General features: G+C 70.2%; 10 protein-coding genes. 9 read left to right on the top strand and 1 reads right to left on the bottom strand.

Translation table 11 applies throughout. From position 1 onward, the window contains the following. Window positions 1-34 precede the first annotated feature (34 nt). The 9 genes from OG963_RS03695 to OG963_RS03655 all read left to right on the top strand — a co-directional run bounded on the left by OG963_RS03695 (window position 35) and on the right by OG963_RS03655 (window position 9,925). A complete protein-coding gene (locus OG963_RS03695) occupies window positions 35-1,327 on the top strand; it encodes an FAD-dependent oxidoreductase (RefSeq protein WP_371798364.1) in 1,293 nt (430 codons plus the stop codon). Window positions 1,328-1,338: 11 nt separating this feature from the next. Next, window positions 1,339-3,033 (top strand): dihydroxy-acid dehydratase, encoded by a 1,695-nt coding sequence (locus tag OG963_RS03690; protein ID WP_371798363.1) that lies wholly within the window; start codon window positions 1,339-1,341, stop codon window positions 3,031-3,033. Beyond that, a complete protein-coding gene (locus OG963_RS03685; RefSeq protein ID WP_093771031.1) occupies window positions 3,030-4,310 on the top strand; it encodes an aconitase X catalytic domain-containing protein in 1,281 nt (426 codons plus the stop codon). Before OG963_RS03690 ends, OG963_RS03685 begins: the two co-directional genes overlap by 4 nt. After that, the gene (locus OG963_RS03680; RefSeq protein ID WP_093771033.1) at window positions 4,307-4,759 is read left to right on the top strand and encodes an aconitase X swivel domain-containing protein; all 453 of its coding nucleotides are present in this window, start codon (window positions 4,307-4,309) and stop codon (window positions 4,757-4,759) included. The genes OG963_RS03685 and OG963_RS03680 overlap by 4 nt, the downstream gene beginning before the upstream one ends. Further along, complete coding sequence (locus tag OG963_RS03675) at window positions 4,756-6,174, top strand: MFS transporter (RefSeq protein ID WP_371798362.1); 1,419 nt, start codon at window positions 4,756-4,758, stop codon at window positions 6,172-6,174. The genes OG963_RS03680 and OG963_RS03675 overlap by 4 nt, the downstream gene beginning before the upstream one ends. A gap of 478 nt (window positions 6,175-6,652) precedes the next feature. Then, window positions 6,653-7,723 carry an aromatic ring-hydroxylating dioxygenase subunit alpha gene (locus tag OG963_RS03670; RefSeq protein WP_093771039.1) on the top strand — a complete coding sequence of 357 codons (1,071 nt, stop codon included), beginning with the start codon at window positions 6,653-6,655 and terminating at the stop codon, window positions 7,721-7,723. Next, on the top strand, window positions 7,720-7,950 hold the full coding sequence (locus OG963_RS03665; protein WP_093771041.1) for a hypothetical protein: 231 nt from the start codon (window positions 7,720-7,722) through the stop codon (window positions 7,948-7,950). Before OG963_RS03670 ends, OG963_RS03665 begins: the two co-directional genes overlap by 4 nt. Window positions 7,951-7,974: 24 nt before the next feature. Beyond that, window positions 7,975-8,943 carry a PDR/VanB family oxidoreductase gene (locus tag OG963_RS03660; protein ID WP_093929909.1) on the top strand — a complete coding sequence of 323 codons (969 nt, stop codon included), beginning with the start codon at window positions 7,975-7,977 and terminating at the stop codon, window positions 8,941-8,943. Between the two features lie 205 nt (window positions 8,944-9,148). Then, window positions 9,149-9,925 carry an IclR family transcriptional regulator gene (locus OG963_RS03655; RefSeq protein WP_093772207.1) on the top strand — a complete coding sequence of 259 codons (777 nt, stop codon included), beginning with the start codon at window positions 9,149-9,151 and terminating at the stop codon, window positions 9,923-9,925. 518 nt (window positions 9,926-10,443) lie between these two features. Here the strand turns inward: OG963_RS03655 and OG963_RS03650 are convergent. Then, window positions 10,444-12,555, bottom strand: coding sequence for a glycoside hydrolase family 3 N-terminal domain-containing protein (locus OG963_RS03650; RefSeq protein ID WP_176902111.1), 2,112 nt, complete (start codon window positions 12,553-12,555; stop codon window positions 10,444-10,446). Window positions 12,556-12,716: the final 161 nt, after the last annotated feature.

The following is a 12,716-nucleotide window of genomic DNA, read 5'->3' as shown; positions in this document are numbered from 1 at the left end:
ACTGCGGCACAGCCCCCTCGCACAGGAGATCTCCATGCCCCATGCCCTGACCGAGCTGAAAGTCCGTACCGTCACCAAGCCGGCCGGCACAGCGAGCCATCGACTCGACACCGATGTCTGCGTGGTGGGGGCGGGCGTCTCCGGAATCTCCGCCGCGATCGAGAGCGCGCAGCTCGGGCGGGAGGTCGTCCTCGTCGACAGTCTGCCCGTGCTCGGCGGACAGATGGTGAACTCGCTGATCGGGCTGTTCTGCGGGGTGTACGGCAACGGCCCCGACTATCGGCAGCTCACGCACGGCATCTTCGACGGGATCTTTGCCGACCTGGAGGCTTCCGGCGATCTGCACGTCAACCGCGGCCACACCATCACCGTCACCTATGACGAGGTGGCGCTGGGCCGGTGGGTGGAGCGCCGGATCCGGGAACTGGGCATCCGCGTCGTCCTCGGGGCCTCGATCACCGGTGTGGAGCGGGACGGCCGGCGCATCGCGGCGGTGTCCTTCGCCACCCGGCACGGAACCGTGCGGGTCACCGCGCCCGGCTTCGTCGACGCCACCGGCGACGCGGCGCTTGCCTGGGAGGCGGGGCTGGCCTGCCGTGTACCGGAACGAACCATCTACGGGTCGCAGCAGATCGTCCTGGAGCACCTGCACGAGGAGCACCAGCCGGGGCGTGAGGAGCTTGCCGAGCACGTCCACGCCAAGGCGCCCGAGTGGGGACTGGTCCGCCGCGACGGGCTGGCCTTCTTCTTCCCTGGCCGGAGCACCGCCGTCCTCAACATGACCCACATACCGGCCCCGCTCGACCCGGTCGAGGCCTCGGCCGCCCAGCTCGACGGCCGCGAACAGGCGGACCGGGTGGTCGAGTTCCTGCGTGCGGAGTTCCCGAAGGCCTTCGGAGAGGCGAAAGTCCGCTCGTACGGCCTCCCGGGCCGGCGGCAGACCCGATGGATCAAGGGCAGCCACCAGTTGTCGCTCGACGAGGTGAGGGCCGGAACCCGTTTCGAGGACGCGGTCGCCCGCACCGCCTGGCCCATCGAGCTGCACGACCGTGCAGACGGATACGTCTGGGAGACCTTCGAGGCCGACCACGTCCACTACGTACCGCTGCGCTCCCTGCTCTCCCCGGACTGCGACAACCTCGTAGCCGCCGGACGCTGCGCCGACGGCGATGCCGCGGCCCTCTCCAGCGTCCGCGTCATGGGTCCCTGCGCGGCCATGGGGGCGGGCGCCGCCCACACCCTGGACCTCGCCGGACGCGACGGCAGCGTGCACGGGATCGATTTCGCAGCACTCCGCGCCCGCCTTGCCGCGAATGTCGACGACTGAGGAGCCGATTCATGACCGCACTCCGCAGCAACTACACCCCCGGAACGTCCCCGTGGGCCGTCCGGCGCGCCCAGTGGCGAGCCCTCGGTCTCACCGACGAGGACATGGACAAGCCGAAGATCGCCATCGTCAACTCCTCGTCCCAGCTGGCCACCTGCTTCAGCCATCTCGATGAGATCGCGCGGGCCGCCAAGGAGGCGATTGCCGAGGCCGGCGGCATCGGTTTCGAAATCCGCACGGTGGCCCCGAGCGACTTCATCCACAGCGCGGGCGGCCGCGGCGGCTACATCCTCTCCGCCCGCGACCTGATCACCCATGACATCGAGGCCGCCGTCGAAGGCGCCCAGCTCGACGGCATGCTCACTCTCGCCTCCTGCGACAAGACCGCCCCAGGGCAGCTGATGGCGGCGGCGCGGCTCGATCTGCCGACCGTCGTCGTCGGCTGCGGATATCAGGCCTGCGGGACGTTCGCCGGTCGGCACTGCGACATCGAGGACGTCTTCCTCGCCGCGGGTCACCACGCGCAGGGCCGCATCGGCCTGGACGAACTGACCGGTATGAGCGAGAACGCCGTTGCGGGACCGGGCGTCTGCGCCGGCATGGGCACGGCCAACTCCATGCACATCGCCTGTGAGGCGCTCGGCATGGCGCTGCCCGGCTCCACACCCGTGCTCGCCAACAGCCCCAGGATGTGGGCCGATGTACGGGCGGCGGGGCGCCGGATCGTCGACCTCGTGCGCGAGGACCTGCGGCCCCGCACCCTGCTCACCCGCCAAGCCTTCGAGAATGCGGTGACGGTCATGCTTGCCGTCAGTGCGTCCATCAATTCCGTCAAGCACCTGCAGGCGATCGCCGAGGAGGCGCACACCGGAATCGACGTGTACGAGATTTACGAGCGGCTCGCCGACAAGGTGCCGCTGCTGGCCGCCGTGCGACCGAACGGACCGTACTCCATCGACGAGTTCGAGGCGGCCGGCGGAGCTTCGGGGGTGCTGTGGCAGCTGCGCGAGCTGCTGCACACCGGGGCCCTGACCATCACCGGCCGCACTCTCGGTGAGGAGCTCACAGAACGGCAGCCCACGGACCCCGAGGTGATCCGCCCGCCGGAGCGGGCGCTCGGCCGCGGACCCACGATCGTCCTGGTCCGCGGCTCGCTCGCGCCGGCCACCGGAATCGTCAAACTGGCGGTCGACGAGGAGCGCCCGCCGTCGTTCACCGGACCGGCCAAGGTGTACGACAGCCCGCAGGACGCGCTTGACGGGTTGCGTGCCGGAGATGTGCTGCCGGGGCAGGTACTGGTGCTGCGCGGTCTCGGGCCCAAGGGAACTCCCGGCATGGGCATGGCCTCGCGGCCCGTCTTCGCGCTCGACGGGGCCGGGCTGACCGGCAAGGTCGCCGTCGTCACCGACGGACAACTCTCCGGACTGGTCAACAAGGGCATCGTCGTCGGCGAGGTCTCCCCGGAGGCCGCCGACGCCGGACCGCTGGCCCTGGTCCGGGACGGCGACACGATCTCCATCGACCTCACCACCCGTTGCGTCGACCTCCTCGTACCGGACGAGGAACTGGCCACCCGCACCCCCTGGACGCCGTGCGCGCAGGCCGAGCGCGGATGGCTGTCCGTCTACCTGCGGACGGTCCGCCCGCTCCAGGAAGGCGCGGTACTCACCCCGCGCACGCCCAGGGAAGGAATCACGAGCGCATGAAGCTCAACGACGCCGACAAGGCAATGCTCGACGGAGCCGAAGGACCCGCGGTCGCCGCAGCCATGGACCTTCTCGTCCGCTACGGACAGGCGCTGGACGCCGAGGTGCTGTGCGACGTGCGGAACGTCGCGGGGACGATGACCCAGCCGTCGCCCGCCAAAGCACAGCTTGTACAGGAAGGCGGCTGGCACAAGGCCTACGCCGTGCTCAACCTCGACAGCGACGGCGACTTCACCATCCCCGACATGAAGGTGCCCACCTGCCAGCTGCAGCAGAGCTTCGGCCCCGATGCCGAGGGCGTCGCCCCCTACCCGAAGGAGCTCGTCGCGCTGCAGTCCGACGCCGAGGCGTTCTACAGCCGTAAGGGCGTCAACATCCTCGCCACCTGCACGCCGTACCAAGTGGGCAACATCCCCGTGCGCGGCGAACATCTGGCCTGGATGGAGTCCTCGGCGGTCGTCTACGCCAACTCGGTGGTGGGCGCCCGCACCAACTGCGAGGGCACCGCCTCCACCGGGGCGGCTTCGCTCACCGGCCGAATCCCCTGCTGGGGCAACCACCGCACCGAGAACCGGATCGGCACCCACCACGTCGACGTCCGCACACCGGTGGCGGGGCCACTCGACTGGGGCATGCTCGGCTACTTCGCCGGCGGCCTCGTCCAGGAGGAACGCCCGGTCGTCACCGGAGCGCTGGCCCAGCCCGACCTGCTCGACCTCAAGCACTTCGGGGCGGCCGCCGCATCCTCCGGCGGGGTCGAGATCTACCACCTTCCCGGCATCACCCCCGAAGCCCCGAGTCTCGAGGCGGCCTTCGGCGGCCGGCGGATACCCGAGGCCGTCCCGTACGGGGAACGCGAACGCCGTGCCGTCTACGAGGACCTCAACTCCCAGGGCACGAGCCCGGACGTGGACTTCGTCCTTCTCGGCTGCCCGCACGCCTCGCTCGATCAAGTCCGTGACACCGCCCGGCTGCTGGAGGGGCGCCGGCTCAACTCCGGCACCCAGTTGTGGCTGATGGTGCCGCGAGCGCTGCGCACGACCGCAGACCGCAACGGCTGGACGCAGACCATCGAGCGAGCGGGCGGCCGCGTGCTCACCGACTCCTGCCCCGCCATGTCCCGTTCCGCACCACCCGGCACGAAGGTCTTCGCCACCGACTCGGCGAAGCAGGCCCACTACCTGCCCGCGATCCTCGGCATCGAGGCCTGGTTCGGCACGCTCGCCGACTGCATCGACGCCGCTGTCACCGGCATCTGGAAGGGAGACCTGCGATGAGCGACACCGTGGTACTGCGGGGGCGGACCGTCGTCCCCGGCCTCGCGGAGGGCGAGGCGCTCGTATCGTCCGAGACCGTCTCCGGATGGGGCGGCATCGACCCGGCCCGCGGCGTCGTCATCGAACGCCGCCACCCGCTCTACGGCCAGTCGTTCGCCGGGAAGATCCTGGTGTTCCCGGGCGCCAAGGGCTCCTCCGGCTGGGCGGGCTTCTTCCAGGCGACCCGGCTCGCCGGCACCGCCCCCCTCGGCATGATCTTCGTGACGACGACCACGAAGGCCGCCCTCGGCGCTGTCGTCACCCGCGTACCCACCGTGACCGGCCTGGACCTTGACCCGCTGACCGTCATCCGGACAGGCGACCGGGTCCGCATCGACTCCGACCACGGCACCGTCACGGTGCACCCCGCACCGATCCCGCACACCTCAGCGACGAGGAGCTGTCCATGAGCGCCGCACCACCCGTTGTGGAACTGGCCCCGATCGTCGAGCGGCAGCGCGCGAGCCGCTCATGGCTGCTGATGTACGCCGTCTGCTGTCTGATCACCTTCCTCGACGGCTTCGACTTCCAGATCCTGTCGTTCGCCGCCACCTACATCCGGAAGGATTTCGCGCTCACCGAGACCCAGCTCGGGACCCTCGGTACGGTCGGCCTCTTCGGCACCATGATCGGTGCCTTGATCATGGGTTATCTGGCCGACCGGATCGGCCGCCGTCCCATCATCGCCCTGTCGGTCGTCGGCTTCGGCCTCTTCATGCTCGGGTTCGCCTACGCGGACACCTACGGACACCTGGTCGCCCTGCGGTTCGTCTCCGGACTCTTCCTCGGCGGGGTTCTCCCACTGACCTGGGCCCTGGCGGCCGAGTACGCGCCGAAGCGGTTCCGGGTGACCGCAGTGTCGATCATCATGGCCGGCTACACCCTCGGCGGCGCCGCGGGCGGCCCCGTCTCCAACTGGCTGGTTCCCGAATACGGCTGGCGCTCGGTGTTCGTCGTCGGCGGTGTCTGCTCCCTGCTCACCGTCTTCGCGATGCTGGCGCTGTTGCCCGAGTCGGTGAAGTTCCTGGCGCTGAAGGCCCGCCCCCGCGGCGACGAGCGCATCGCCCGCATCCTGGCCCGCCTCCAGCCGGACCTGGCCATCGAGCCCGGGAGCCACTTCATCACCGGCGACCCGCAACTGGCCGACCACGGCAAGAGGTTCACCCCCGCCCAGCTCTTCCGTGGCCACCTGATGGGCATCACGCCACTGCTGTGGCTGGTCTATCTGCTCTCCTCGGCGCTGATCTACTTCATGGTCTTCTGGACCCCGATGATCAACGAGCGGATGGGCTTCAGTGTGAGCGCCGCCGCCACCATCGCCGCGTGCGCGAGCGTCGCGGGCGCCGTGGGGCAGCTGTTCATCAGCAGGTTCGTCGACCGCAAGGGCGCAGGCACCATCCTGTGGATGCCCCTCGCAGCCGTCGTCTGCATGCTCGTTCTGGGCACCGGCGTGCTCGGCCCGGCCGTCTACGTCGCGTTCGTCATCGGCGCCAAGATGTTCATCAACAGCGGCCATGGCGGCATCACCAGCATCGCCGGCACCTTCTACCCCACGGAGATCCGAGCCAACGGCGCCGCCTGGGCGTCCTCCGTCGCCAAGGTCGGTGCCATGGCCGGACCCTGGCTCGGCGGCGTCATCCTCGACGCCGGTCTCGGAGCACGCGGGGCGTTCACCCTGTTCTCGGTCTGCCCGGCCGTGATGGTGCTCGTGCTGTTCGCGCTCGGCCGGGTCCAGCGCAGGCTGCCGGCCGAGGCCGAGGGCGCGCTGACCGCGGAGTTGCCCGAGGCCGGTCTGGCAGCCGCAAGGCCGGCGATCCAGACCTGACCGTAATTCCGTTCTCCCTGGCCCAAGGGCTGTCCCGTGATCCCTGGTGGATCGGAGCGCGGCGTCGGAAACGGTGGATCGCAAGGCGAAAGGGCGTCATCGTACCGGTCGAATTCGGGCGTTCCGAGAGCGCGGCGAGCCGCAGCTGTCGTCGTGCGCCCGCCAGGGACTACGGGACAGCCCTTGGGTCGGGCGCCGGAAGCACCACGGGCTGCGCCCCCGGCCCCGCCTGGGCGGGGTTCGGTCCCCGCCGATCGGCGGTCTGCGCACAGCGGGGCAGGCGGATGCAACGCGGTCGTGGAGGCACCTGAACCACCCGGCACCGGACTTCCGTTCAACGGAAGGCGCCCTGTTGCCGGTCCCGTGCCTGCAGCACTCTGGGAGGCGTTCCGCCCCGGCCCGCAGTAGCAGAGCACGGTATCCAAAGCCCGTAATCCGTCTACGTGTTCGGGCCCACCCGAATGCAAGGGAGATGACGATGACGACGACGTCATTCGCGCGCAACCAGTGGTACGTGGCCGCATACGGCAGTGAGATCGGGCGGGAGCTGTTCACCCGTACCGTCTGTGGCGAGTCGATCCTCTTCTGGCGCACCGAGGCGGGCGAGGTCACCGCCATGGCGGACCGCTGCGTGCACCGCCGTTTCCCGCTCTCCGAGAAGCCGAGCCGGCTGGACGGCGACACGGTCGTCTGCGGCTACCACGGTTTCACCTACGGTGCGGACGGCGTGTGCGTGAGCGTGCCCGGACAGAAGCGCGTGCCGCGCACCGCCCGGCTCACCTCGTACCCCGTCGCGGAGCAGGACTCCTTCGTGTGGGTGTGGATCGGCGACCACGACCAGGCCGACAAGTCCTCGATCCCGCGCGCCCCCTGGCTGGACTCGCCCGCCTACACCACCGTCTGCGGCATGGAGCCGCTGGCGGCCCGCTACGGTCTTCTCGTCGACAACCTGCTCGACCTGTCGCACGAGACGTATCTGCACGGCGGCTACATCGGCACACCCGAGGTCGCCGAAACCCCGATCACCACCGAGGTCGACGAGAAGGCGGGCGTCGTCCACGTCGGTCGGCACATGGACGACGCGGCCTGCCCGCCGTTCTACTCCGAGTCCACCGGCATCACCGGCCGCATCACGCGATGGCAGGACATCGAGTACCACGCTCCCTGCCTCTACCTTCTGCACTCCCGCATCGCCCCGGTCGGAACGCCGGGGCCGCACACCGACGGCAGCGATCCGGACGCCTTCCACGTCGAGGTCGTCTACGCCATCACCCCCGAGACCGAGCACAGCACCCACGACTTCTGGGCCGTGGCACGCGACTTCGCCCTTGAGGACCAGAAGGTCTCCGACTTCCTGCGGGAGAACAACCGCACCGTCGTCCTTCAGGATGTCGTCGCACTCGACAGACTGGAGAGGGTCATCGCCTCCGAGCCGGCCGGGACGCAGGAGCTCAGCATCAACATCGACACCGGTGGCCTGGCCGCCCGGCGCATCCTCAAGCGGATGGTCGAGGCCGGTACCGCCGACTCCACGGCGGGTGTCCGATGAGCACGCCACCCACGACGACGCTCGACGGGGAGACGGTCTACCGGATCGTGTGGGTCCCCGGCACGGACCGGCTGCGCGGCTGGTGCTGGTGCGGTGAGGACCGGGAGTCCGAGGACCCGGTGGAGTTGTGGGAGTGGCTGCTCGCCCACCCCGACAGGCACCCGGGACAGGGGGCCGCCCCCGCCCCGGACACAACTCCCCACCCCCGCCGACTCGTCGGCGCCTGACCTCGCGTACTCAAGGATCCTCTGATGACCAGAAGCACCACCGCGCCCGAGGCCGAACTCGAACTCGTCGTGGCCGGCCGTACCGACGAGGCGGACGGCGTCATCTCCCTCGACCTGCGGCGGGCCGACGGCGCCTCCTTGCCCGGCTGGGCGCCCGGCGCGCACATCGACCTCCTGCTGGCACCGGACCTTGTACGGCAGTACTCGCTGTGCTCCCCGCCGGAGGAAGCCGAGGTGTGGCGCGTCGCCGTCCTCCTGGAGAAGGACGGCCGCGGCGGTTCGCTCCACGTGCACGACACACTGGTCGAAGGTGACGTGGTCCGGGTGCGCGGTCCGCGCAACCACTTCCGCCTGGAGCGCGCCGAACGGTACCTCTTCATCGCGGGCGGCATCGGCGTCACACCGATCATCCCCATGGTGGCTGAGGCCGAACGGCTCGGAGCCGCATGGGAGATGGCGTACGGAGGGCGGACCCTTGCGTCGATGGCCTTCCGCGACGAACTCCTCACGCGGCACGACGAGCGGGTGCGGATCCGTCCCGAGGACGAATACGGCCGCCTCGACCTGGACGCGCTCCTGGGTACCCCGCAGCCGGGCACACTCGTCTACTGCTGCGGTCCTGAGCCGCTGCTCAAGGCCGTCGAGGAGCGGTGCGCCGACTGGCCCGACGGCGCCCTGCACCTCGAACGGTTCACGTCCAAGGAGTTGCAGGCGCCCCTGCGGGACGCTGCGTTCGATGTCGAACTGGCGCAGTCCGGCATCACGGTGACCGTTCCGCCGGACAAGTCCGTGCTCCAGGCGGTCGAGGAGGCCGGTGTGCAGGTCCTCTCCTCCTGCCAGGAGGGCACCTGCGGTACCTGCGAGACCGCCGTGCTGGACGGCACGGTCGACCACCGCGACTCGCTCCTCACCCCGGCCGAGCAGAGCAGTCATGACACGATGATGATCTGCATTTCCCGGGCATCGTGTCCGAGGCTCGTCCTGGACCTGTGACGGCCGCGGGGATCGGCGACCGCAGCGCATGCCGGCGTCCGGACGCCGGTGAGACGGTCCGAACCGCCCGAAGCCTCCGGTCCCACCGGGCACACCACCCTGAATCGTTGACAGAGTGTTGACGGCCGGGAGATGTCCTGCCTAGCTTCTCGGTGAAGTGCCCGGGTCCACGGTGGAGCGCCGGGCGTACAGCGAGGAGGCCGGCATGCAGCGCAAAGCTTCGACCGGCAGCTGTTCGGTGACGGCCAGGGCTCTGCAGGTGCTGGAAGCCTTCGCTCCGGATCGGCCCGTGCTGCGCCTCGCGGAGATCTCCCGCCACGCCGGCCTGCCCCTCACCACCGCCCACCGCTTGGTGAAGGAACTGGCCGACTGGGGCGCGCTCGAACGCGAGCCGGGCGGCGGGTATCGCATCGGGCTGCGGCTGTGGGAGATTGCCTCCCTCGCCCCGCGCGGCCTCGGCCTTCGCGAGGCGGCCCTGCCGCATCTCTCCGACCTCGGCCACATCACCCGCGAGAACGTGCAGCTCGCCGTCCGCGAGGAGCTGTCCGTCGTGTATGTGGAGCGTCTTGCGGGCCGCGACGCGGTCCGGGTCCTCACTCGCGTCGGCGGGCGATTCGACCTCGCGTCCACCGGTGTCGGCCTCGTCCTTCTCGCCCACGCCGGTCAGGATGTCCAGGAACAGGTGCTCTCCCGACCGCTTGTCCGCCACACGGAGAAGACCCTCTGCGCCCCTGCCGAGGTCCGCCGCGCCCTCGCCGAGGTGCGCCGTACCGGAGTCGCCGTCAGCGACCGGCAGGTGACGATGGACGCCGTGTCGGTCGCCGCCCCCGTGTACGGGCCGGAGAACACCGTCGTCGCCGCGGTGTCGGTGGTCGCCCACGCGGACGCCGTGAACCCGCACGCCCTCGCCCCGCTGGTGCAGGTCGCGGCGCGCGGCATCTCCCGCGCCCTCGGCGCACGGCTCAGATCCTCGGTCGCCTGACGGAGCCGGCCGATCCGGCGGTCGCCGTGCGCCTTGATCCTCGCCTGCCGGTGGGGTGTTTCCGCCGACGGTGGTGGAGGGGTGAAGGTCCGGTTCTGGAAATGACAGCCCTCAGTCGCGCGGAGCGTCGGGAATGGCACTGAACATCGCCCTCGTGCCATGCGATGCGGATCCCCGCCCCGCCCGCCATCCATACATCGGCGTCGAGCTGTTCCGCCGTCGCCTCGCCCGCCAGGCGGGAAGGCAAACGAAGAGTACGTCGGTCTCGCCGGCGTCGACCGTGCCCGTGACGACGGGGCATCCGGCACCGTCCGGTGTACGCGGTGCTGCCCGCGGCGCCCGACGCCATTCCCTGTCGAAGCCGCGCAGGGGGACGGAGTTCGGAGACCATGGGCGAGTTCGTGGCCCAGCCGGACTGCCGTACGGGGCGCTTGCACGGAATCGCCCCCGGCGGGCTGGGAGGGGGAGGGGTGACCGCCGCCGTACCGATCGGTGCAGCGGCGGTGCACGGGCACACGTCAGACCACGGTCAGCGGGGAGCAGTCCCGCGTCGTCGAACTCGTGCCCGTGTAGACGTCGATGCGGCCGCGTTCGACGATGAACGTCCCCGCCGGGTCGTTGGTCCAGAAGCCGAGGTCCTGCACACCGAGACGGAAGGACACGGTGGTGCTCCGGCCCGGCTCGAGGGTGACCCGCTCGAAGCCACGCAGTCGGCGCACCGGCTGGGCGATGCCGGCCGCCACGTCGTGGACGTAGAGCTGGACGACCTCGTCGCCCGCTCGCTCGCCGGTGTTGGTGACCGTCAGCGACACCTCGACCGTCTCGCCTCGCTCCAGGGCGTCCCTCGCAATGCTCTCCCGGCTCAACTGCGGCCGTGAGACGGCGAAGGTCGTGTAGCTGAGGCCGTACCCGAAGGGGAAGCGCGGTCCGTCGGCCAGGTCCAGGTACTTCGAGACGAACTTCACCTCCGGCTGTGCCGGGTTGTACGGGCGGCCCGTGCTCTCGTGGTTGTAGTAGAGGGGAATCTGACCCACGGCCCGCGGGAAGGTGACGGGCAGCTTGCCCCCCGGGGCGACCGCGCCGAAGAGCACATCCGCCACCGCGTGGCCGGCCTCGATGCCGGGGTGCCAGGCCTCCAGTACCGCGGGCGCGGAGTCCACCCAGTCGCCCAGCACCAGCGGCCTGCCGTTGACCAGCACCACCACGAAGGGCTTACCGGTCGCGGCGACGGCCGCGATGAGTTCCTCCTGGCCCGCGGGCAGACCGATGTCGCTGCGCACGGCCGCCTCACCGCTGAGCCCGGGGTCTTCGCCCACCACCACGACGGTGACCTCGGCGGCCGCGGCGGCGGCGACCACCTGGGTCAGGTCCTGACCGGCCTGTGTGACCTTCGCGCCGGGCGCCGCCTCGCGCACGGCGTCCAGGATGCCGACGGAGGGGAACCTGGACGCACCGGGCCCTGCCCAAGTGCCGTGCAGGGCGGTGGAGTCGGCGAAGGGACCCACGACCGCGATCGAGCCGGCGGCCGGGCTCAGCGGGAGGACCGAACCCTCGTTCCTCAGCAGGACCATCGACCGGGCGGCGCTCGCACGGGACGCGGCCCGCGCGGCGGCGGTGGGTTCGCCGACAGCCGCCGACTCGTCCGAGTACGGGTTGTCGAACAGTCCCAGATCGAATTTCAGCTGCAGGATGCGCGTCACCGCATCGTCGAGGCGTTCCATCGTGATCTGCCCGTCGGACAGAAGCGCCTCGCCGTGGTCGGCGACGTTCGTGGAGACCATCTCCATGTCGAGACCGGAGTTCAGCGCGAGCCTGCCCGCGTCGGCGCCGTCCTCGGCGAAGCCGTGCGCGATCAGCTCCTCGACGCCCGTGTAGTCACTGACCACGAAGCCCTTGAAGCCCCATTCCTCCTTGAGGACGGAGTTCATCGTGTGCGCGTTGCCGTGCGCGGGTACTCCGCCGATCGTGTTGAACGCGGCCATGACGGTGGCCACCCCGGCGTCGACCGCCGCCTTGAAGGGCGGCAGGTAGAGGTTGCGCAGCCGCTGCTCGGAGACGTCGACCGTGTTGTAGTCGCGGCCGCCCTCGGCACCGCCGTAGGCGACGAAGTGCTTGGCGCAGGCCGCGATCCGGTCCGTGCGCGACAGCTCGCTGCCATCTGCCGGGCCCTGGTAACCCTGCACCTTGGCCACAGCGAAGGCGGCACTGAGATAGGGGTCTTCGCCGCAGCTCTCCGCGATCCGGCCCCACCTCGGCTCGTGGGTGACGTCCATCATGGGGGAGAAGGTCCAGCGCACACCCTCGGACCGGGCCTCCTTCGCCGACACCTCGGCGTCCCGCCGCGCCACCTCCGGGTCGAAGCTGGACGCCTGGGCCAGCGGGATCGGGAACGCGGTCCAGAAGCCGTGGATGACGTCCAGGCCGAACAGCAGCGGGATGCCGAGCCGGGACTCCTCGACAGCGATGCGCTGAAGGGAGTTGCTGCTCCGGGCGCCATGGATGTTGAGCACCGAGCCGAGCAGTCCCGCACGGGCCGCGGCCTCCGTCCGCTCGGTCTGACCGCCGCCCGGCCCGGTGTCGCCGGTCCAGGTCAACTGCTGGATCTGCCCCAGCTTCTCCTGGACCGTCATCCGGCCGAGCAGGTCCTTCACCTTGTCCTCGTACGCTCGAAGCACGTCGTGACCTCTTTACCTGTTGCCGTATCGCTACCCGTGAAGTTAACGTTTTGCGCGGCATGAATGAAAGCGCATTCATCAACTGCGGACAAGCCCCCGGGCAGCCCCTGCTTGAC

Source organism: Streptomyces sp. NBC_01707 (genome assembly GCF_041438805.1).
Lineage (GTDB): Bacteria > Actinomycetota > Actinomycetes > Streptomycetales > Streptomycetaceae > Streptomyces.
The sequence above is the reverse complement of the archived record's forward strand: the minus strand, read 5'-3'. Positions and strand labels throughout refer to the sequence as shown.

What these genes read in the sequence shown, in the direction of transcription:
- OG963_RS03650 (WP_176902111.1), bottom strand. Translation starts at nt 12,555, where the DNA reads ATGACGGTCCAGGAGAAGCTGGGGCAGATCCAGCAGTTGACCTGGACC.
- OG963_RS03660 (WP_093929909.1), top strand. Translation starts at nt 7,975, where the DNA reads ATGACCAGAAGCACCACCGCGCCCGAGGCCGAACTCGAACTCGTCGTG.
- OG963_RS03675 (WP_371798362.1), top strand. Translation starts at nt 4,756, where the DNA reads ATGAGCGCCGCACCACCCGTTGTGGAACTGGCCCCGATCGTCGAGCGG.
- OG963_RS03690 (WP_371798363.1), top strand. Translation starts at nt 1,339, where the DNA reads ATGACCGCACTCCGCAGCAACTACACCCCCGGAACGTCCCCGTGGGCC.
- OG963_RS03680 (WP_093771033.1), top strand. Translation starts at nt 4,307, where the DNA reads ATGAGCGACACCGTGGTACTGCGGGGGCGGACCGTCGTCCCCGGCCTC.
- OG963_RS03695 (WP_371798364.1), top strand. Translation starts at nt 35, where the DNA reads ATGCCCCATGCCCTGACCGAGCTGAAAGTCCGTACCGTCACCAAGCCG.
- OG963_RS03685 (WP_093771031.1), top strand. Translation starts at nt 3,030, where the DNA reads ATGAAGCTCAACGACGCCGACAAGGCAATGCTCGACGGAGCCGAAGGA.
- OG963_RS03670 (WP_093771039.1), top strand. Translation starts at nt 6,653, where the DNA reads ATGACGACGACGTCATTCGCGCGCAACCAGTGGTACGTGGCCGCATAC.
- OG963_RS03655 (WP_093772207.1), top strand. Translation starts at nt 9,149, where the DNA reads ATGCAGCGCAAAGCTTCGACCGGCAGCTGTTCGGTGACGGCCAGGGCT.
- OG963_RS03665 (WP_093771041.1), top strand. Translation starts at nt 7,720, where the DNA reads ATGAGCACGCCACCCACGACGACGCTCGACGGGGAGACGGTCTACCGG.